The sequence below is a fragment of the Rhodoferax sp. RT4P68 genome (assembly GCF_056521305.1).
In genome coordinates this window covers 1-18,152 of sequence record NZ_JBWMBB010000006.1, presented here as the reverse complement: position 1 = coordinate 18,152, position 18,152 = coordinate 1, and the positions used below count along the sequence as shown (strand labels likewise).

Sequence of the window (18,152 nt, the reverse complement as noted above, 5' to 3'; positions counted from 1 at the left end):
TCCCCCGCGCAGCGCTGTGCAGCTGCGCAGCCGTGGCGCGCGGAACGGTGTGGATAGGAACAAGCATGGGGCCTCCCGGTGGTCTTCGAAACGTGGCAGTGCTGTGGCAAAGCAACGGCGAAGCGCAACGGGACTGAAGGGGCAATGCCCAACAGATGCAACCCAGCTGCCCCCTCGTGCGATGTGCGTCGAGCTGGGGCCTGTGGCTTTGCGTGCGCAACTCACATTGCGTTTGCCGGTGATGAGTCTAACAGTCGCTCTGCATTCGAACCTAATTCGTCGCACCATTGGCAAAGATAAGCGATCGAATCAACCCTCACTTCGAGCGATCGCACCGCCATACAGGCTGGGGTGCGGCCAGCCGTCCATCGCGTGCGCCGGCCGCTGCGCCTCGGCCAGTGCCGCCTGCATCTGCGGCACCGTCACACCCGGCTGCGGCCCCAGCATGCGCACCACGCAGACGCCGTCGGCGCCGCAGTCTGCGGCCTGCGTGATCTGCCCGGGCGAGAGCACGCCGCCGATGGCCACCACCGGTGCACCGGCCATGGCGCACCACCAGCGCAGGTTGTCCAGCCCCTGCGCCAGCCATGGCATGGCCTTGGTCAGCGTCGGCCAGACCGGGCCGCAGGCGATGTAGGCAGGCGCCAGCGCACGCGCGCGGGCCAGCTCCCACAGGCTGTGCGAGCTGACGCCCAGCGCCAGCCCACTGGCCACCAGCCAGGCGCGGGCATCGTCGCCCAGCGCGAGCAGGTCTTCCTGCCCCAGATGCACGCCATCGGCACCGACCTCGATGGCCAGCACCCAGTGGTCGTTGACGAACAGGCGCGCGCCCGCCGCGCGGCACGCCTGTGCCGTGGCGCGCACGGCCTGGTGCAGGCACGCCGACCAGTCGGCGTCGGGGTGGTCGGGCGTCTTGATGCGCAGCTGCAGCGTACGCACGCCGGCGGCCAGTACGGCGTGCGCACGCTCGGCACTGTCCACGATGGCGTACAGGCCCAGCGGCGCGTGCGGCCGCACCGGGTCCGATGGCATCGGCGCGAAGGCCGGCGCTTCGCTCCAGCTCATCTGGGGCAGCAGCGCAGGCGTGGCATGGAAACCGCGCGCACTGCCCACCTGCCCCGCCCCGGCACCGGCGGCATGGCCATGGCGCAAGGCCTGCGCCGTGGCCATCTTGGCCAGCACCACCGCATCGGCCGGCACAAAGCCCAGCGCCAGCGCCGCGGCCGCACTGCTGGCGAAGGTGCAGCCGGTGCCGTGCGTGTGGCGCGTGTCGATACGCGGCAGCGCCAGCCAGCCTTGGGCGTGGGCGCTGTCCAGCCAGTCCAGCACCAGGCCGCCGGGCCCGTGGTCGGCGTCGCCGCCGGTCACGCAGACGGCCTGGGCGCCGGCCAGGCGCAGCGCACGGCCGAGCGCGGGCACATCCGGCCCGGCCCGGCGCTGGCCACCGAGCAGCAGGCGGGCTTCGTGCTGGTTCGGCGTGAGGAGCGTGGCGCGCGGCAGCAGCCATTCGCGGTAGGCCGCGCGCGTGCCCTCGTCTGCGAATGCCGCGCCGCTGCTGGCGGCCAGCACCGGGTCGACCACCAGCGCGGTCCCGGGCCGCTCGGCGCGCAAGCGGTCGACCCAGTGGGCCACGCATCGCACCTGCTCCGGCCCGCCCAGCAGGCCGGTCTTCAGCACGGTGGGCGGCATGTCCTGCGCCAGCGCCTGCAGTTGGGCGTCCAGCAGCGCGACCGGCAGCGGCGCCACCTGCGTGACAGCGCATGAGTTCTGCGCCGTCACGGCCGCGACGATGCCGCAGAAGTGCACGCCCTCGAAGGCCTCGACCGCGCGCTGGTCGGCCGCCAGCCCGGCGCCGCCGCTGCTGTCGGTGCCGGCAATGCACCAGACGACCGCCTTCATGGCCACGCCCGCGCAGCCGCCGCCAGGGGCACGGCAGGCGCGCCGTCCAGCAGCAACGGCATGCCGGCCACCGGCGTGCTGGGCACGGCGAAATCCTGCCGCGCCATCACGCCCGCATGCCAGGCACCCCGGCCAGCGCGCACGGCATCGGCAAACGCCAGCGCCATGCGCACCGGGTCGCGCGCCTGCGCCACGGCCGAGTTCAGCAACACGGCGTCGAACCCCAGCTCCATCGCCTGCGCCGCATGGGACGGCGCGCCCAGGCCGGCATCGACGATCAGCGTCGCATCCGGCAGGCGCTCGCGCAGGGTGCGCAGTGCGAACGGGTTCAGCAGGCCCTGGCCCGAGCCGATGGGCGCGCCCCAGGGCATCAGCACCGGGCAGCCGGCATCCAGCAGGCGGCGGCACAGCACCAGGTCGTCGGTGCCATAGGGCCAGACGACAAAGCCGTCGCGCGCCAGCTGCTGCGCTGCCGCCAGCAGCTCGAACGGGTCGGGCTGCAGCGTGTGCTCGTCGCCCACCACTTCGAGCTTGACCCAGGGCGTGTCGTACAGCTCGCGCGCCATGTGTGCCAGCTGCACCGCCTCGCGCGCGCTGCGGCACCCGGCGGTGTTGGGCAGCAGGCGGGCGCCCTGCCCGCGCACGGCTTCGCGCACGATGGCGACGAAGCCGTTGTCACCCCCTGCGGCCAGCGCGCGCTTGAGGCCGACCGTGACCACCTGCGTGCCGGCAGCCGCAATCGCCTGGCCCAGGATGTGGGGCGATGGGTAGCCGGCCGTGCCGAGCAGAAAGCGGCTGGTGAGCGGCACACCGGCAACCTGCCAGTGGTCTGGTTCGAATGAAGGTGTGTGCATGGAAGATCAGCCGCCGACGATGGGTTGAAACAGCACGATGGCATCACCGTCGTGCAGGGTGCGCTGCGTACGCAACGCGCGTGGGACGAAGGCGCCGTTGACCGCCGTGCCGACGGCCTGCGGCACATGGCCCAGCGCGGCCACCAAGGCGGCCAGCGTGGTGCCGGCCTGCACGGTGTGGGGTTGACCATCGAGCGCGATGCGCAGGCACTCCTGGGTCACGCCGCCACCTCTTGGGCCAACCAATGCAGCGCATCCTCGACCAGCGCCGGCGCCACCAGCCAGCCGTGGCGGAACAGGCCGTTGATGCGCAGCAACCCCGGCTCGCATTCGGTACGCGGCAGGTGGTCCGGCAGCGCGGGCCGCAGGTGCCGATCCAGCCGCAGGATGCGCGCCTCGGCCAGCATCGGCAGCACGCTGTGCGCTGCGCTCATCAGCTCGACCGCGCTCTTGAGCGACACGGGCGAACGGTCTTCGCTCTCGACCTCGGTGGCGCCGACGAACAGCAGGTCGTCCGGCCGTGGCACCAGGTAGACGCGGTGGCGCGGGTGCAGCAGCCGCACCGGCCGCGTGAGGCCATGGCCGGGCGCATGCAGCCATGCCGTCTCGCCACGCACACCGCGCAGCGGCAGCGCGCCACTGGCACCCAGGCCGCGCACGTCGATCACCTGGTCGAACGCGCGCGTGCCGCCGTCTGCGAACTGCAGACGGTGCGGCAGCGCGCGCGCCACGGCGCAGCCCCAGTGCCACTGCACGCCAGGTGCCTGCGCGTGCAGCGCGGCCAAGGTGGCCAGCGGGTCGATCTGTGCCTCACCCGGCAGCAGCCAGGCATGGGCCGTGGGCGGCAGGGCCGGCTCCAGCGCTTGCAGGCCCACGGCGTCCAGCACCTGTGGCGCGGCCTGCGGGTCGCCCGCCAGGCGGTCCAGCACACGCTGCGCGCTACCGCCGTCGCCGCGGTGCGCCAGCAGCAGGCTGCCGCGCTGCGCGAAGAAGGGCCGGGGCTCGCCGAGCGCCGCCACGATTTCGCGCCACAGCGGGATGGAGCGCCACCCCAGCGCCGAGATGGCCGGCGCCGCGTGGTCGCGCTCGGCCAAGGGGCACAGCATGCCCGCCGCGCTGGCGGCAGCCGGGCCGCGCGCGTCGAACAGGGGCAGTGGCCCAGGCGCGGCATCGAACACCGCCACCGCATGGCCTTCACGCGCCAGACGCCACGCCAGCAGCCGCCCCAGCAGGCCTGCGCCTGCGATACCGAACGAGGCCATGGCGCCTACACGTTCGCGTTCGCGTTCGCGTGCGCGATCGGGACGTAGAACTCGCCCCCTGCGGCCTTGAACTCGGCCGACTTCTCGGCCATGCCCTGCGCGAGCGCTTCGCCTTCGGCAAGGCCTTTCGACGCGGCGAACGCGCGCACCTCCTGCGTGATCTTCATCGAGCAGAACTTGGGCCCGCACATCGAGCAGAAGTGCGCCTCCTTACTTGAGTCCTTGGGCAGCGTCTCGTCATGGAAATCGCGCGCCGTGTCCGGGTCCAGGCTCAGGTTGAACTGGTCGGTCCAGCGGAACTCGAAGCGCGCCTTGCTGAGCGCATCGTCGCGGGCCCGAGCGCCCGGGTGGCCCTTGGCCACATCGGCCGCGTGCGCTGCGATCTTGTAGGCAATGATCCCCTGCTTCACATCGTCGCGGTCCGGCAGGCCCAGGTGTTCCTTGGGCGTCACGTAGCACAGCATGGCCGTGCCCATCCAGCCGATCATCGCGGCGCCGATGGCACTGGCGATGTGGTCGTAGCCCGGCGCAATGTCGATGGTCAGTGGCCCCAGCGTGTAGAACGGCGCCTCGGCGCAGTGCTTGAGCTGCTCGTCCATGTTGGCCTGGATCATGTGCATGGGCACGTGGCCCGGGCCTTCGATCATGGTCTGCACGTCGTGCTTCCACGCCACCTGCGTCAGCTCGCCCAGCGTGTGCAGCTCGGCAAACTGGGCTTCGTCGTTGGCATCGGCAGCGCTGCCGGGGCGCAGGCCATCGCCCAGCGAGAAGCTCACGTCATACGCCTTCATGATCTCGCAGATCTCATCGAAGTGCGTGTAGAGAAAACTCTCGCGGTGGTGCGAGATGCACCACTTGGCCATGATGGAGCCACCACGCGACACGATGCCCGTGCGCCGGTTCGCCGTGAGGTGGATGAACGCCAGCCGCACGCCGGCGTGGATGGTGAAGTAGTCCACGCCCTGCTCGGCCTGCTCGATCAGCGTGTCGCGGAAGATGGCCCATGTCAGGTCCTCGGCCACACCGCCCACTTTCTCCAGCGCCTGGTAGATCGGCACCGTGCCGATGGGCACCGGGCTGTTGCGCACGATCCAGTCCCGCGTGGTGTGGATGTTGCGGCCGGTGGACAGGTCCATCACGTTGTCGGCGCCCCAGCGAATCGCCCAGACCAGCTTTTCGACCTCTTCCTCGATGCTCGACGTGACGGCCGAGTTGCCGATGTTGGCGTTGATCTTCACGAGGAAGTTGCGGCCGATGGCCATCGGCTCCACTTCGGGGTGGTTGATGTTGGCCGGGATGATGGCGCGCCCACGCGCCACCTCGCTGCGCACGAACTCGGGCGTGACCAGGCCGCGCTGCAGCATCGCGCCCAGGGGGTTGCCGGCCAGGCGCCGCTCACGCCCTGCATCGGCCAGGTAGTCGGCCATCCACTCGCGCCGGCCGTTCTCGCGCAGCGCCACGTATTCCATCTCGGGCGTCACGATGCCGCGCCGCGCGTAATGCATCTGCGTGACGTTGCCGGTGTGGCTGCCACCCGCCTTGGCGCGGCGCGGCTGGCGCTGCAAAGCAGCTGCATCGGCGCGCAGCTGCGCGATGCGCTCGGCCGATTGCGCTTCGTGCTTGACGCCGTCGTCCAGCGCCTGGCGGCTGCGCCCTGCGTACAGCTCGGTGTCGCCACGCGCGGCGATCCACGGCGCACGCGGCTGGGCCAGGCCGCGCCGCACGTCGATGGCGGCGTCCGGGTCGGTGTAGGGGCCCGAGGTGTCATACAGATGCACCACCTCGCCGTTGGTCAACGTCACTTCGCGCAGAGGCACCTGCACATCGCTGCGCGAGCCTTCGAGGTAGATCTTGCGTGATGCGGGGAACGGCTCGCGCGTGAGGGCGAGCAACTGCGCGAACTGTTGGCTGAGCTTGTCTTCGGGTGCGTTCATCGGGGCTCCACAGGTGGTGAGAATGCCCCGTGCGCCCCTTGGCACGATGCGGCCGAATGTGGCCGGCGTGGTGCCGAGATGATGCAGCTCTTCTTACGCCGGTACTAACCGGTTCAAGTTCGCGGGTTTGGTTTGGACCATCTCAGCACGTATTGCAGCGTGCACCCCGGAGCGGGCGCGAGTCTATCGCCGTGCGGCGCGCGGTGTCAACGCGCGCCACGCGTGCGCCAGCGCACAGACCTGCGGCCCCTTGCGCGTGCAGCTTCTCGCGGAAAGCGCTGCGCATACTGCACATAGGCACGAACTTGCCTCAGAGTTTCCCCTGGCATGTGGGGACAAGCCTGGGGACAACACCCTGCGCATCTGCGGGGATCGTTGCTGGGCGCGGGCTGCGACGCGGTGCCTGGGAAACAGGCAGGGGGCGTTGGTGCCACGGAGCCATCATGACGACTCGGGACGTTGTCTTACAGCTGCCCGGCCACGGGCTTCCTAAACTTTCGCCGCCTGGTCTGCGAGGATCGGCGGGACGACGGTCCTCTGCGGGAAGACGCCACGCGCAGCGTCGGCCACGTCGCTGTCGTTCGGAGAATGTCCCAGATTGGTGCGTCACACATTTCAGCGTGCGCCGCATCCACATGCCTTGCCAGGAGGATAAGAAATATGGAGCGCAACACCCACACGGTGACCGTCATCGGGGCTTCTGTCGGCGATCGCGCGAAGTTGATCAAGGCGTTCGCGCACAAGGGCACCGAGGTCCAACTGCGCAGGCTGGGCAGTGGCCAACACTCTCAGGGCATCGGTGTCTGGGTGAAGTGCGTACGGTTTTGGGGGCTGTGGAAGACCTGGGGTCACATCGGCTTCGTGGTGCCTGATCCTGCAGACCCGTGGGCACCCAAGATCGACGCTGGCTCCATGCGTGTCGTCAAGGCATGGGTCCACAGCAACTTCGCGCCGCTGGAGGATGAACTGCCAAAAATCAGCGTGCGCGTCGTCGTCGAATCCAAGAGCCGCGACGGCCAGCCGACGATCTCGGTTTTGTAACGGCCGTAACACGTCGCTGGCGAGCTGCCGCGTCTGCGCTGGTTGGGCGACCTAGAATCCAGGCCCGAGCGGTAATGTTCTGACGAGGTGTTTGATGGACGACAACGTTGGACGTTTTCTGCACGCACTGCAGCGCCAAGGCATCGACGCGGCACTGACCGTGCTGAACGCGGGCACGCCGTGCCGGTTCACGGCGGTGTTCGAGCTGGTGGGCGATAGCCTGGTCAACCGTCACCTTGTCGACCGGCTCGGTCAGCCCCGCGCCAAGTACCTCGAGGTCGTGCCGTTCAAGGAGAGCTTTTGCCAGCTCGCGCTGCGTGACGGTGAATTTCGATCCAACAACACGGGCGCAGACAGTCGGGTGAGCTACAGCCCGTACCAGGGAATCGTTGTCTCCTACCACGCAGTGCCGTTGCTGGACCACGGCATGGATCTGCGGGGCACGCTGTGCCACTTCGACATGGCCGAGACCGCGCTGGATGACTACCAATTTGCCGTGCTGCGCCAGGCAGCGCGGATGCTCCCGCCCTTCCTCTATGGCGAAAGAAAGCGCGTCTTGGCGCTTGAGGAAGACTGAAGAGAGCTGGCCTGTCCGGAGGGGATCGAACCCCCGACCCACAGCTTAGAAGTTTGACCGCCCTACCAATTGAGGACATGGGCACAGTTTGCGGATCATTGTTAATCCTTGATCTGACAACGACTTACCACGAGAATCGTCCTGCGGGTTACGGCTAGAGATTGCGCGTTTTTGCGCCTCCACGTAACCCCGGCGTAACCCCGAAGCTCGGGTTACGGAAAGGACATGTGCGATTCACAAAAACCTCTGTCGCCGCCCTGCCCCCGGCGCCTGCTGGAAAGCGCGTCAGCTACACGGACGACGAACAGGATGGCCTAGTGCTGCGGGTCACGGACAAGGGCTCAAAAACCTACTCCGTGTTCGCTCGGCTCAAGAGCGGGAACCCCGAGCGCGTCACCATTGGCCCGGCCAGCAAGGTAACTCCGGATGAGGCCCGGGCAAAGGCAAAGCAGATCATCGCCGCGCTCGGACGTGGTGAATCACACGTCGCTGCCAATCGCGCCATCCGCGCCGAGTCCACGCTGAACGAGCTGATGGCCGATTACTTCGCGCGCAGGCCCATGAAACCGCGCAGCCTGGCAGAGCTAAAGCGACTGCACAACAACTATGTCGAGCCTACCGTGGGGCGCTTGCAGTTGTCCAAGGTCTCACAGCGGATCGTTGCCAAGCTGCACAGCGACATCAGTCTCGGCAAGGTCAAAGGCTTCGACGGCGGGCCGGTGACGGCAAATCGCGTCCTATCCATGATCAAAGCTGCGTTCAACTGGGCGTCCAAGAATGGACTTTGGAACAGCGCCAACCCCGCAGAGAAGATCACCAAGAACGACGAGCGGTCTCGGGAGAGACACGTTCAAGCGCACGAGTTGGAACGGTTCTTCACCGCCATTTCGGCGGCCCCGGACACCGCGCGGTCTTTCTTCCTGATGGCGATTTTTACCGGCGCACGGCGTAGCAACGTCGCCGCCATGCAGTGGAAAGACATCCACATGGAAGGCGAGATTTGGACGGTGCCCGGCGAGTATGTGAAGAACGGTGATCCTTTACAGGTCACGTTGGTGCCAGCCGCTATGGATGTACTTCGGGCAAGGAAAAAAGAAGTAGGAAGCAGCGACTTTGTGTTTCCCGGCACCGGCAAGACCGGCCACTATCAAGAGCCGAAGCGGGCTTGGGCGACCGTACGCAAGAGGGCAGGAATGGACGACATCAACATCCATGATCTGCGCCGCACCCTTGGTAGTTGGATGGCTCGAACTGGCGCAAACATGGCTATCAGCATGAAGTCGCTCGGCCACAAGTCTATGCACGCGGCATCGATCTATCAGCGCATCGCAGAGCACGAGCCAGTACGGGAGGCCATGGGCGCTGCAGTTTCTGCAATCCTTGTCGGTGCTGGCTTGCAGCCTGCCGCCAAGAAGGCGAGCGCGCGGAGGAAGGCAACATGACTCCACAAGAGTTCCTGGATGGTATCGGTCACGCGCGCAAGGGCTTCACGCCCGGATATCGCTGTCATCGCCTGCTTGATTCGTTGAATGCCTACAGCGCGCTGGCGATGCCGGAATGGCCAGCGGGTTGGTACGAGGACCTACTGCAGCAAATTTCGGACGGCACGGTGAATCGGGTTAGCGGAGACGAGATCAGGGCAGAGATCGGCGCCAACCCCGATGCCTATGGGCCTGCCGCGTATCAGATCCTGATGGTCGCAACGTGCTATGCGGTCGAAGCGATGATGGTTGAAGAAAAAGATCCTGCAGCGGCTTGGGGCTTGGCATTCGACGCAGCCCAATGGGAAGGTTTTCTCTCAGGTGCGATCGGCACAGAGTCGCTCAATGAAAAGCTTAGGAAGTTCAATCGAGCGCATCGGCCGGTGCTGAAAAAAACCGAGTTCTATCAAGCCGTCTTGAAGGACTTTCCGTCACGTAGGGGCGCCAACATAGAGGCCGCGAACCACATATTCAATACATCGCCAGGCGAGGACGATGGCATAGCGCCGTTCTTTTGGCGCACAGACGGGCGGCGGCGCCTAGTTGACCGCGAAACCGGGTGGGAGATCAGCCTAGAGAAAATGACGGCGCAAATTCAAAAGGCGAGAGAACGAGCAAAAAAGACATAAGGGGAAGTGTCTTCAAGACACAAGCGGAAGTGTCTTTGTTTTGGGATCGCAAACAATAGATTGATCGAACCCATCTCGGAACACTGTCGGTACTGCACAAAGCAGCGCAATAGCCAGCCGGCCATTGCAACCGATGGAAAGGTTTCTAGATGGAAATGAAGGCACAACCGGCACGCGCGACCGACCGCAGGTCCGCGCTCTTGACTGAGGTCGAGGCTGCTGAATATCTGAACATGGCGCCCGCGACGCTGGCTACTTGGCGCTGCACAAAGCGCGTACAAGGTCCTGCGTACGTGAAGATGGGCGGCGCGATCCGCTACCCAGTCAATGGCCTCGAAAAATTCGTCGCGGCTAACACGGTCACTCCCGGCGCTCACTTTGCCGCAAGCACGGCGAGGGACATGTATGCCTAAAAACAACGAAGCCGCCGGGTGTGTCACCACCACGACGGCTTCCCAAAACCCCACCCAAAAGCAGCGTCAGTTTAGCCCGAAGAGCACTGCAACGGAAGCTCAGTACGAACGAGTTCTGAGACTGCTCCGAACCGGGAGATGCAACACCATTGAGTTTCGCAAGGCCGGCGTGATTGCCCCCGCTGTTCGGATTAAAGAACTGAAGGATGTGTATGGCTACGACATCCCGACTGTCCAACGAATCGATATGTGGGACGACCAAGGATTTCTGCACCCGCGCATTGCGGTGTACGAACTTGTCTCCGAACCGCAGGAGGCACGGAATGCATGAGCACGTACAAGAAAGACCGGCGCGACCCGGGCCGTTTCATCATGCTGCCGCTGCCCGTTCTGGAGTCCGACGCGTACCGGGCGCTGGGCTTCTCGGCCAAGGCCCTCATGCTGGACATTGCGAGCCAGTACATGGGCAAGAACAACGGCAAGTTGCTGGCCGGCTGGACCATCATGCAGACGCGCGGATGGCGCAGCAACCGCACTCTGATCGACGCGAAACGCGAACTGTTGGAGAGCGGCGCCCTTGTCGTGGAAACGCGCATGGGCAAGTTCCCCAGCACGTCGGCATGGTTCGCCTGCACTTGGTGGCCGCTCGACTGGTCGGCCGACATGGAGATGGCGCAACGCGACTTTCCACGCGGGCAGTACCGTCATCTGGCCTCCGTCAAAAACGCAAGCCTTGGTGCAATTTCTGCACCCCTACCCCCGCCCACAGGTGCAGTTTCTGCACAAGGGGCGCACTCTCTAGGTGCACTTTCTGCACTTGTAGGCGCCTGAATCAACGCCTCGCCTTGTGCAGTTTCTGCACTGTTCTGAGAGTTGCCACATCTACGGGGCTTGCCCACCTCTTCGCTGACTCCGGGGAGGTTGCATGACCGAGATCCCTCACCTGACCATCGAGACCCTGCCGAACGGCTGCCTCCGACTGGAGAACGAATCAATGCATGGCGACAGCTGCGCCGTCGATGTGCATCCGCTCCACCTGCGCCACATGGTCGAAACGTTGGGACTCGTGCCCACCAGCGACCCGAACGCATTGCGCGAGATCGCAACCATGCACCGCCGCATGCTGGTTCTGCTGGATCGCATTGCCGCTCTAGACGGGATGCTGGGCCTGTGTGGCAGCCATGAGGATCTATCCGCAGAGCAGGCTTACTCCGGCGCGACGTGGGACATCGCCCTCGAGTACTGCCACAACATTGCGCCCGTGTCCGCATCACCAGCGGACAGTTCGCGGACAACGTGCGGACAGCGTAGCCCGGCTACACCGGCCGCGCCCCAACAACTGGAGCTGGAATGACCGACACCCAAGCTGAAGACTTCAAGTCCAAATTCGAAGCCCTGACGGCCATCGTCCGCGCCTGTCCCGATAACGCACAGGCCCAAGCGGTCGGGGCGCTCGCTGTGCAGATCGTGAGGTTGCTGGTCGAAGGCCAGTTCAAGCCGGCTCGAGACCAGTCCGAACCCCACGCACCATTTCATTGAGGGCGGCATGAACCATGAAGAACAGATTGCCGCGACCGCTCGAATGTTGGAGGCGGCATGCAGAGAAGCTAGCCATCCAATTACCGGCGATGGTCGCATTGGAGAAGGGCCGGCAGCCGCAGTGCTTGGTCTTGCGGAGGCAACGCTGGCGAACAAGAGAGCCGATGGGTCGGGGCCGGACTTCTTTCGACTGGGTGGACACGGGCACAGAGTCACATACCGACTCCATGACATCGCCAAATGGATTGAATCAACCAGATGTGATTGGTCCACGTAAGTACCCGCAACGCACTGCAAAGGGCTGGCGCAGAAAGACCATGACTAATCCAATAGGAGTCATGCTTAATCAACTCAGAATGCTATGACAGAGTACTTTAAAGGCGCCTCATTCATTCGCGCCGCCGGCGCGTTGGTGAACTCGAAAGGTGATGTCCGCAGCGCCCTGGCGGTGTCGCAATCAACCTGGGGTCACAGCAGCGGCGTGGCCACGTTGCTGAAGGCAGCCGTAGCAGCGGGCTCCACTACTGGAAGTGTCTGGGCGTCGCCACTCGCGGAGACTTCGGGTGCACAGCTTGAGTTTCTTGAAGTCGTGCGGCCGATGACCATCGTCGGCAAGTTGTCCGGCTTGCGTCGCGTTCCAGTCCGTGTCCCTGTCGCGAGTCAGGCGAACGGTGCAATCGGCTACTTCGTCGGCGAGGGGCGAGTAAAGCCGATCACCTCCGCTGCCTTCAATCGGAAGTTTCTTGAACCGACCAAAGTTGTCGGTATGTTGGTCGTGAGCGACGAACTGCTGCGCTTCGGGCCTGGCTCCGATCTGATCTTGCGTGATGATCTGGCAAAGGCGGTGGTGCAAACGTCCGATGCGGCATTCATCAATCCGCTCAACAGTGGTGAGTCCGGCATCCGCCCTGCGGCAGTCACATTCGGCGCACCGGCACTGACCGCGTCAGGCGGCACCGCAGCAGACATTAAGTCGGATGTCGAGGCGGCTATCAATCTCCTGGAGGGTGACCTCCTGACGGCCTATTGGATCATGCATCCGCGCACCGCTGTCGCCATTGGCCTGCGCGCCGGGAGCGGTGGCATTGCCACTGACCTGGGCGCTCGCGGTGGCATGCTGGGCGGCCTGCCTGTGATTACTAGCGAATCAGTTCCCTACTCCTCGGGTGGCAGCACCATTGCGTTGTTGGACGCAGGGTCAATCTTATATGCCGAGGACGGCATTGACGTCGCGCGGTCTGAGCATGCGAATGTCGCAATGTCCGACACGCCTGGGACTGGCCCCGTGCAGATGGTCAGTCTCTGGCAAACGAACTCGACAGCAATTCGTGTGGAGCGGACTACAAGTTGGATGGTCGGCCGTCCTGGTGGCGTGGTCGTGATCAACGATGTCCCGTACTGAGGTGGCGGCATGACTACGCCGAGTCAGAGAGAGATCGACACCGCCTCGCGCGAGTTTCAACAACTCCGCACGTCTAAGAAAGCCGCCTGCATCGGCGATGTCATGAAGGGCCTGGAGGTTGTCCAAGAGCAGTTTGCAACCAAAGCAGAACTCTTGCAGGCAGTGAAGTTGCTCACTCAGACCGACTCGTCACTGCTCAGCGACATCAAGCAGGTGGTGAAGTCGCCAGACATTGACGTGACCAAGGCGCTGAAGACGGAGCGCGAGCTTGCTAGGAAGGACCTGGGCGAGGCGCTGGACCTGATGAAGGAACTGGCGGCCGAAGCGCGTGCTGAGATCAAGGAACGCGACGACAAGATCGCCACGCTGGAGAAGCGAATGGAGGAGGTCGAGAAGTTTCCACTGCGCTACCAAGGCGTTCACGAGGTTGGGAAGTTCTACAGCAAGGGAAGTGTCGTCACGGCCAAAGGCTCAATGTGGTACTGCAGCGAGTCCACGACCGCAGCGCCCGAGTTCGGCGGGTCGAGTTGGGTTCTCGCTGTGAAAGCCGGCCGCGACGCGAAGGACGTGCGATGAATGTTGATGTTGACGAACGGCTGAAAGCATTGGCCGCCAAGCATGGACTGGCGTTGAAGAGCGACGCCCCTGCAGCAGATCGCCTTGAGGCATTTGCTGCTGATCGCGGAGTGAAGCTCAAAGCGCCACCCGCGCCCGTCGTCGGTCCGCAGGGTGAAGAAGGTCCGCCTGGCCAAAAGGGTGATCGCGGTCCGCAGGGTCTGCAAGGTCCGCGCGGCGAACGTGGTGAGCGAGGCCCCGAGGGTCCGCAGGGTGAGACAGGTGCGCCGCCCGCGCATGAGGTGGATGGGCATCGCATCCGCTTCGAACAGCCCGACGGAACTTGGGGCGAATGGCTGGACGCGCCGGCCGGCAAGAACGGACAGAACGGGTACGGCGGCGCAGGGCGTGCCGGCCCAACTGGACCCGCTGGTCCCCCTGGACCTCCCGGTTCCTCTGTTCAGGGGCATTCATTTTTTCCGACTGGTTGGTGACCAAATGAGCACATGCGTTGATGAGGCGCTCGGCAATGACCGAGCTTTGAACGAACTCGCTGCCTCCTTGGCGGAAGAACGTGTTCGCGGCCGAGAGCGTCTGCAGGCTGCAGGGGTGAGCACGAGCGAGATCGAGTCGGCGATGGCGTTCTGCGAAACGATGCACGCAGAGCAGCTGGCATCCATCGCCCGCAAGGTCGGTCTGTCTCAAGCGGTGGTGGTGCACTGATGTCATTCGCAACCGCGATGGAGAGAGTCCGCGAGTTGGGTTTCGGCTTGTCCTATGCGCATGGCAAGGACTTGTGGCAGGTGCTGCGCAAAGGTCGTGTGGTGCATACCGCTACCGACCCGCAGGGCGCCGTCGCATTCTGTGAGGTGTGGGTGCAGCATGTTCGATAGCCACGACGGACGACTTCGCGGCAGGAAGGCACAGGAGCGCCGGCTTCGCGTGTGGACTGCCGATCCAATGTGCGCAATGTGCGGGCGCCTGACCGATTGGCCGCGTGGCTTCGAACTGGACCATCGCGTCCCATTGTTCGCAGGTGGCGAGGACACGGACCAGAACTGTCAGGTGCTCTGTCCGAAGCCATGCCATGTGGACAAGACCAACGCCGATCTAGGCCGCGTCGCCAAGATTGCTGTGGGTGCGGATGGCTGGCCTGTTGCCACGCCCGGGGGGCCAGATGCAAAGGTCTGAGCCCTTCACCTGGAACCCGTCCTCCCCCGTTTCATTTGACATGTGACCTTACACCCTAGGACGACCCATGCCAGCAGCGACCAAAGGCCGCGTCAGTACCGGCAAACCCCGCATCAAGTCCCTGAACACCCTGTCTGAAGGTCCGGCGCGCGTCTTCGCACACGTCGTCAACTCGGTGGACCCATCGCACTTCTCTGAGGTAGATCTGCCGCTGCTGGAGTCCTACGCGGTCGCGGCGCATCTGTCTAGCGAGGCAGCTGAACACCTGGGCGTAGAGGGCTCTGTGATCGACGGCAAGGCGTCCCCCTGGCTCAACGCCAAGGAGAAGGCGGACAAGCTGCTGGTGGCGCTCTCGGCCCGCTTACGCATCTGCCCGCAGTCGCGTTTCGACCGCCTGGTGGCAGGGGCCAACTCGCGGCAGCAGTCCGGCAGCCGCAAGCCTTGGGAGATCGCTGGTGAGGGCGACGAGTTCGATGACTTCCTTGCCACGCGCCCCCCCCAAAAGGGGGCAACCAGAGGAAAACGGGCATGAGCGTCGCCGACCAGATCACTGCGATGGGCAAGCGCCTTGACGACTCCATTGATGGCCTCCTCGCCGAGCAGATCAGCACGACGGGCAAGCTCGATGACTTGGACTATCAGATCGGCGAAGTCCGTGATCTGCTATCCCGGGTGCTCAGCCTTCTGCAGCCAGAGGATGGGGGGCCTTGAGAATGACAGCCCCGAAGCCGAACGGGAAACCACCCAACCTCGCACGCACAGAAAATCTTGCCCCTCAGCGTGTTTTTGGTGACGGGAAGACGCGGCTACTCGCTCGCCAGCGCGTGTTCTGCGACGGCATCGCCTCAGGGCTGACCGGTGCTGAATCTGCCAGGCAAGCCGGCTATTCGATGGACCGTGCCGCACGTACAGCGAGCCGACTACGCAAGCAACCGGAGATCGTCGCTGCCATAGAGCGCCGGCTGAACGGCTACGACCCGAACCCGAAGTTCGATTGCCCGTTGAGGTTCTTGATGTGGTACGCCCAAGATCCGGAAGCCGGCGCGCTGAAGACCCGGGTTGACGCGGCGATAGCGCTGTTGCCGTTCATGCACCCGCGCATAGGCGAGCTTGGTAAGAAGTCGAGTGCCAATGCAGCCGCAAAGCAAGTCTCTGGCCGCTTTGCATCAAGCCCTCCGCCGCTGAGGGCAGTGAAGAAATGAGTGCTGCACTTCACAACCGAAGTTTCAACCGCTATTTTTTGGAAAGTAAGCCATGGCAAATTCACTCGGGACGTTGAGCCTGGACCTCGTCGCTCGAATCGGCGGCTTCACCGGTCCGCTGGACAAGGCAGAACGCGAAGCTGAAAAGCGGGCGAAAGCCATTGCCGCAGCAGGCGCGAAGATTGGCGCCGCAGCTGGTGCAGCGGCGGTGGCGGCCGGCGCTGCCATCGTCTCCTGGTCCAAGGAGGTCGCAGAGCTTGGCGTGCAGATTTCCCGGATGTCGGAGCTGTCCAACACCAGCACGACGACGTTCCAAGAGATGGCCTATGGCGCCCGAACGGTGGGCGTCGAGCAGGACAAGCTAGCCGACATCTTCAAGGACACCCAGGACAAAATCGGCGACTTCATGCAGACGGGAGGCGGCCCGCTTGCTGATTTCTTCGAGAACATCGCGCCCAAGGTCGGTGTGACTGCGGACATGTTCCGCAAGCTGTCCGGCCCTGACGCTCTCCAACTCTACGCATCGTCCTTGGAGAAGGCGGGCGTCAGTCAGAGCGAGATGGTTTTCTTCATGGAGGCCATCGCCAGCGATGCATCGGCCTTGATTCCCTTGCTGCGCGGCAACGGCCAGGCGTGGGCGGATCTAAGCCGGCAGGCCAGTCAGTACGGCGCGGTGATCGACCAAGATGTCATCGCCAGTTCCAAAGCGCTGGACGTGCAGTTGAAGGCGCTTGATGCCATGTTCCAAGGCTTCAAGATCCAGATTGCAGGCGGCGTGATTCCCACGCTCGTTGACCTGGCAACGTCGTTCAAGGACGTGATCAGCGAGACTACTTCGCTGGGCGCCACGGCGAGCGATCTGAAGGACAACAACGGCATTCGGACTTTCGCGCAGGACGCTGCGCGCGAGTTGGCCAAGATCGCCGACCAGATCGCCACGACGAAGAAAGAGTTCGCGGTGTTGCTGGACTTTGCCCAATCGACCTACAGCGCAGCAGAGCGCTATGCGTCTTTTGACTTCTCCGGCGCAGCAAAGGTCGGCGAGGATTTCCGCAAACGCTACGGGCTGGACAGCGTCGGCCGAAAGGTGGTGGCGGACAGCGGAGCACAGGCCGGCCGCACCTTTCTCAGCGCCTATGAAGATCAGCTGGCAGCCAGCCAGCGCACCCGGTTCGCTGCGACCGATCCCCGCCGGCTGGGCGACGTGGGGACCGTCGTGCAGCAGACCAGCAAGGCAGGCACGGGCAGCGGTGGCAAGCCGCCTAGAGGCAAGACGGGTGGCATCAAGAGCGCCGATACAGGCGCTGCGGAGGCCGTCGCGCGCTTGACTGCCGACCTTGACAAGATCAAGGCCGCGCGTGATGCGCTCGTGGCGACTTTCGACAACAGCGAGCAGATCCTGAACGCCATGCGATCCGCTGGCCTGACCGAAGAGCGGGCTTTCTACGGTGAAAAGCGCATGCTGATCGAGAAGCAAACGAACGTCGAGATCAATGCGCTGCAGCAATCGATCACACGCCTGGAGGCGGAGAAGCTGACAGGCACGGCCGGCATCGAGAACGCGCGCAAGGTTGCTGCCGCACAGGCCGAGCTTGCCAAGCTCCGCGAGAGCGCCACCACACAGCTGACAGTGCTCAGCATCGAAGAGCAGGCAGCGGCAAAACGCATCGAGTCGGGCATGCTTGCTGCGCGGCAGGCGGCGCAGTCATTCTTGGACACGATGGTTCAGACCCAAGCCGCGCAACTCGCAGGGATCGGCATGGGCAATCAGTACCGCGAGATGTTGGCGGGCCTGACCCAGATCACGGAGAAGTACGCGCAGCAGCGCCAGGATCTGCAGAACACTCGCGCGCAGCTGGAGATGGCCGGCACGTTCGGGCCTGATGCTCAAAAGCAGTACGACGACCAATTGGCGCTGATCGAAACTTTCCAATCGAAGGCGCTGAGTTCGTATGAAGGCCACTATGCCCAGCTGCAGGCCGCGCAGGAGAACTGGCTCAACGGTGCGACCGAAGCGCTGCAGAACTACGTAGACAGCGCGCGCGACATCGCAGGCTGCGTATTTCAGCCCATCGTGGACGGCATTTCAGTCTGATCGTGGACGGGATTTCAGCGTGATCGTGGACACCGTTTCAAACTGATCGTGGACGCTGTTTCAGCGTGATCGTGGACG

Annotated in this window: 22 protein-coding genes and 2 riboswitches; of the genes, 17 read left to right on the top strand and 5 right to left on the bottom strand. The window is 64.4% G+C overall.

Annotated elements, in window-relative coordinates; all coding sequences use genetic code 11:
* Positions 1 to 153: 153 nt before the first annotated feature.
* Positions 154 to 247, bottom strand: a riboswitch (cyclic di-GMP riboswitch).
* A 62-nt stretch (positions 248 to 309) separates the two neighbouring features.
* Genes AC099J_RS14365 through thiC form a run of 5 tightly spaced genes read right to left on the bottom strand, consistent with a single transcriptional unit; the run spans position 310 to position 5,949 of the window.
* Positions 310 to 1,899, bottom strand: coding sequence for a bifunctional hydroxymethylpyrimidine kinase/phosphomethylpyrimidine kinase (locus tag AC099J_RS14365; RefSeq protein WP_479615951.1), 1,590 nt, complete (start codon positions 1,897 to 1,899; stop codon positions 310 to 312).
* Entirely contained in the window at positions 1,896 to 2,753 is an 858-nt protein-coding gene (locus AC099J_RS14360) for a thiazole synthase (protein WP_479615950.1), read from the bottom strand. The genes AC099J_RS14365 and AC099J_RS14360 overlap by 4 nt, the downstream gene beginning before the upstream one ends.
* Positions 2,754 to 2,759: 6 nt before the next feature.
* On the bottom strand, positions 2,760 to 2,975 hold the full coding sequence (thiS, locus tag AC099J_RS14355; RefSeq protein WP_479615949.1) for a sulfur carrier protein ThiS: 216 nt from the start codon (positions 2,973 to 2,975) through the stop codon (positions 2,760 to 2,762).
* A complete protein-coding gene (locus AC099J_RS14350) occupies positions 2,972 to 4,015 on the bottom strand; it encodes an FAD-dependent oxidoreductase (RefSeq protein ID WP_479615948.1) in 1,044 nt (347 codons plus the stop codon). The genes thiS and AC099J_RS14350 overlap by 4 nt, the downstream gene beginning before the upstream one ends.
* 5 nt (positions 4,016 to 4,020) lie before the next feature.
* The gene (gene thiC / locus AC099J_RS14345) at positions 4,021 to 5,949 is read right to left on the bottom strand and encodes a phosphomethylpyrimidine synthase ThiC (RefSeq protein WP_479615947.1); all 1,929 of its coding nucleotides are present in this window, start codon (positions 5,947 to 5,949) and stop codon (positions 4,021 to 4,023) included.
* A 73-nt stretch (positions 5,950 to 6,022) separates the two neighbouring features.
* Positions 6,023 to 6,128: riboswitch (TPP riboswitch) on the bottom strand.
* Positions 6,129 to 6,609: 481 nt separating this feature from the next.
* Between thiC and AC099J_RS14340 the strand changes: the two genes are divergently transcribed.
* The 17 genes from AC099J_RS14340 to AC099J_RS14260 all read left to right on the top strand — a co-directional run bounded on the left by AC099J_RS14340 (position 6,610) and on the right by AC099J_RS14260 (position 18,074).
* The gene (locus AC099J_RS14340; protein WP_479615946.1) at positions 6,610 to 6,990 is read left to right on the top strand and encodes a hypothetical protein; all 381 of its coding nucleotides are present in this window, start codon (positions 6,610 to 6,612) and stop codon (positions 6,988 to 6,990) included.
* 94 nt (positions 6,991 to 7,084) lie between these two features.
* Positions 7,085 to 7,567, top strand: a complete 483-nt coding sequence (locus AC099J_RS14335; RefSeq protein ID WP_479615945.1) for a guanylate cyclase — start codon at positions 7,085 to 7,087, stop codon at positions 7,565 to 7,567.
* A gap of 227 nt (positions 7,568 to 7,794) precedes the next feature.
* The gene (locus AC099J_RS14330; protein ID WP_479615944.1) at positions 7,795 to 9,009 is read left to right on the top strand and encodes a tyrosine-type recombinase/integrase; all 1,215 of its coding nucleotides are present in this window, start codon (positions 7,795 to 7,797) and stop codon (positions 9,007 to 9,009) included.
* Positions 9,006 to 9,677: a hypothetical protein gene (locus AC099J_RS14325; RefSeq protein WP_479615943.1), complete on the top strand. Its 672-nt coding sequence runs from the start codon at positions 9,006 to 9,008 to the stop codon at positions 9,675 to 9,677. Before AC099J_RS14330 ends, AC099J_RS14325 begins: the two co-directional genes overlap by 4 nt.
* Before the next feature lie 149 nt (positions 9,678 to 9,826).
* A complete protein-coding gene (locus AC099J_RS14320) occupies positions 9,827 to 10,090 on the top strand; it encodes a helix-turn-helix domain-containing protein (protein WP_479615942.1) in 264 nt (87 codons plus the stop codon).
* On the top strand, positions 10,083 to 10,421 hold the full coding sequence (locus AC099J_RS14315; protein WP_479615941.1) for a helix-turn-helix domain-containing protein: 339 nt from the start codon (positions 10,083 to 10,085) through the stop codon (positions 10,419 to 10,421). Before AC099J_RS14320 ends, AC099J_RS14315 begins: the two co-directional genes overlap by 8 nt.
* The gene (locus AC099J_RS14310; protein WP_479615940.1) at positions 10,418 to 10,921 is read left to right on the top strand and encodes a hypothetical protein; all 504 of its coding nucleotides are present in this window, start codon (positions 10,418 to 10,420) and stop codon (positions 10,919 to 10,921) included. The genes AC099J_RS14315 and AC099J_RS14310 overlap by 4 nt, the downstream gene beginning before the upstream one ends.
* A 94-nt stretch (positions 10,922 to 11,015) precedes the next feature.
* Positions 11,016 to 11,444 carry a hypothetical protein gene (locus tag AC099J_RS14305; protein WP_479615939.1) on the top strand — a complete coding sequence of 143 codons (429 nt, stop codon included), beginning with the start codon at positions 11,016 to 11,018 and terminating at the stop codon, positions 11,442 to 11,444.
* On the top strand, positions 11,441 to 11,629 hold the full coding sequence (locus AC099J_RS14300; protein ID WP_479615938.1) for a hypothetical protein: 189 nt from the start codon (positions 11,441 to 11,443) through the stop codon (positions 11,627 to 11,629). The genes AC099J_RS14305 and AC099J_RS14300 overlap by 4 nt, the downstream gene beginning before the upstream one ends.
* A 361-nt stretch (positions 11,630 to 11,990) precedes the next feature.
* Positions 11,991 to 13,031 (top strand): phage major capsid protein, encoded by a 1,041-nt coding sequence (locus tag AC099J_RS14295; protein ID WP_479615937.1) that lies wholly within the window; start codon positions 11,991 to 11,993, stop codon positions 13,029 to 13,031.
* Between the two features lie 9 nt (positions 13,032 to 13,040).
* On the top strand, positions 13,041 to 13,607 hold the full coding sequence (locus AC099J_RS14290; RefSeq protein ID WP_479615936.1) for a hypothetical protein: 567 nt from the start codon (positions 13,041 to 13,043) through the stop codon (positions 13,605 to 13,607).
* Between the two features lie 285 nt (positions 13,608 to 13,892).
* A complete protein-coding gene (locus AC099J_RS14285) occupies positions 13,893 to 14,309 on the top strand; it encodes a hypothetical protein (RefSeq protein WP_479615935.1) in 417 nt (138 codons plus the stop codon).
* A gap of 54 nt (positions 14,310 to 14,363) precedes the next feature.
* A complete protein-coding gene (locus AC099J_RS14280) occupies positions 14,364 to 14,777 on the top strand; it encodes an HNH endonuclease signature motif containing protein (protein ID WP_479615934.1) in 414 nt (137 codons plus the stop codon).
* A 67-nt stretch (positions 14,778 to 14,844) separates the two neighbouring features.
* The gene (locus AC099J_RS14275) at positions 14,845 to 15,309 is read left to right on the top strand and encodes a P27 family phage terminase small subunit (RefSeq protein WP_479615933.1); all 465 of its coding nucleotides are present in this window, start codon (positions 14,845 to 14,847) and stop codon (positions 15,307 to 15,309) included.
* A complete protein-coding gene (locus AC099J_RS14270; protein WP_479615932.1) occupies positions 15,306 to 15,488 on the top strand; it encodes a hypothetical protein in 183 nt (60 codons plus the stop codon). The genes AC099J_RS14275 and AC099J_RS14270 overlap by 4 nt, the downstream gene beginning before the upstream one ends.
* Before the next feature lie 2 nt (positions 15,489 to 15,490).
* Complete coding sequence (locus tag AC099J_RS14265) at positions 15,491 to 15,979, top strand: terminase small subunit (protein WP_479616295.1); 489 nt, start codon at positions 15,491 to 15,493, stop codon at positions 15,977 to 15,979.
* Positions 15,980 to 16,031: 52 nt separating this feature from the next.
* On the top strand, positions 16,032 to 18,074 hold the full coding sequence (locus AC099J_RS14260; RefSeq protein WP_479615931.1) for a phage tail tape measure protein: 2,043 nt from the start codon (positions 16,032 to 16,034) through the stop codon (positions 18,072 to 18,074).
* The last annotated feature ends 78 nt before the right edge of the window (positions 18,075 to 18,152 follow it).

Excerpts from the sequence above, each read along its gene's own strand:
- AC099J_RS14365 (WP_479615951.1), bottom strand. The coding sequence starts at position 1,899 with ATGAAGGCGGTCGTCTGGTGCATTGCCGGCACCGACAGCAGCGGCGGC.
- AC099J_RS14290 (WP_479615936.1), top strand. The coding sequence starts at position 13,041 with ATGACTACGCCGAGTCAGAGAGAGATCGACACCGCCTCGCGCGAGTTT.
- thiC (WP_479615947.1), bottom strand. The coding sequence starts at position 5,949 with ATGAACGCACCCGAAGACAAGCTCAGCCAACAGTTCGCGCAGTTGCTC.
- AC099J_RS14280 (WP_479615934.1), top strand. The coding sequence starts at position 14,364 with ATGCGCATGGCAAGGACTTGTGGCAGGTGCTGCGCAAAGGTCGTGTGG.
- AC099J_RS14340 (WP_479615946.1), top strand. The coding sequence starts at position 6,610 with ATGGAGCGCAACACCCACACGGTGACCGTCATCGGGGCTTCTGTCGGC.
- AC099J_RS14275 (WP_479615933.1), top strand. The coding sequence starts at position 14,845 with ATGCCAGCAGCGACCAAAGGCCGCGTCAGTACCGGCAAACCCCGCATC.
- AC099J_RS14270 (WP_479615932.1), top strand. The coding sequence starts at position 15,306 with ATGAGCGTCGCCGACCAGATCACTGCGATGGGCAAGCGCCTTGACGAC.
- AC099J_RS14285 (WP_479615935.1), top strand. The coding sequence starts at position 13,893 with ATGGGCATCGCATCCGCTTCGAACAGCCCGACGGAACTTGGGGCGAAT.
- AC099J_RS14295 (WP_479615937.1), top strand. The coding sequence starts at position 11,991 with ATGACAGAGTACTTTAAAGGCGCCTCATTCATTCGCGCCGCCGGCGCG.
- AC099J_RS14315 (WP_479615941.1), top strand. The coding sequence starts at position 10,083 with ATGCCTAAAAACAACGAAGCCGCCGGGTGTGTCACCACCACGACGGCT.
- AC099J_RS14325 (WP_479615943.1), top strand. The coding sequence starts at position 9,006 with ATGACTCCACAAGAGTTCCTGGATGGTATCGGTCACGCGCGCAAGGGC.
- AC099J_RS14305 (WP_479615939.1), top strand. The coding sequence starts at position 11,016 with ATGACCGAGATCCCTCACCTGACCATCGAGACCCTGCCGAACGGCTGC.
- AC099J_RS14265 (WP_479616295.1), top strand. The coding sequence starts at position 15,491 with ATGACAGCCCCGAAGCCGAACGGGAAACCACCCAACCTCGCACGCACA.
- AC099J_RS14360 (WP_479615950.1), bottom strand. The coding sequence starts at position 2,753 with ATGCACACACCTTCATTCGAACCAGACCACTGGCAGGTTGCCGGTGTG.
- AC099J_RS14350 (WP_479615948.1), bottom strand. The coding sequence starts at position 4,015 with ATGGCCTCGTTCGGTATCGCAGGCGCAGGCCTGCTGGGGCGGCTGCTG.
- AC099J_RS14335 (WP_479615945.1), top strand. The coding sequence starts at position 7,085 with ATGGACGACAACGTTGGACGTTTTCTGCACGCACTGCAGCGCCAAGGC.
- AC099J_RS14300 (WP_479615938.1), top strand. The coding sequence starts at position 11,441 with ATGACCGACACCCAAGCTGAAGACTTCAAGTCCAAATTCGAAGCCCTG.
- AC099J_RS14310 (WP_479615940.1), top strand. The coding sequence starts at position 10,418 with ATGAGCACGTACAAGAAAGACCGGCGCGACCCGGGCCGTTTCATCATG.
- AC099J_RS14260 (WP_479615931.1), top strand. The coding sequence starts at position 16,032 with ATGGCAAATTCACTCGGGACGTTGAGCCTGGACCTCGTCGCTCGAATC.
- AC099J_RS14320 (WP_479615942.1), top strand. The coding sequence starts at position 9,827 with ATGGAAATGAAGGCACAACCGGCACGCGCGACCGACCGCAGGTCCGCG.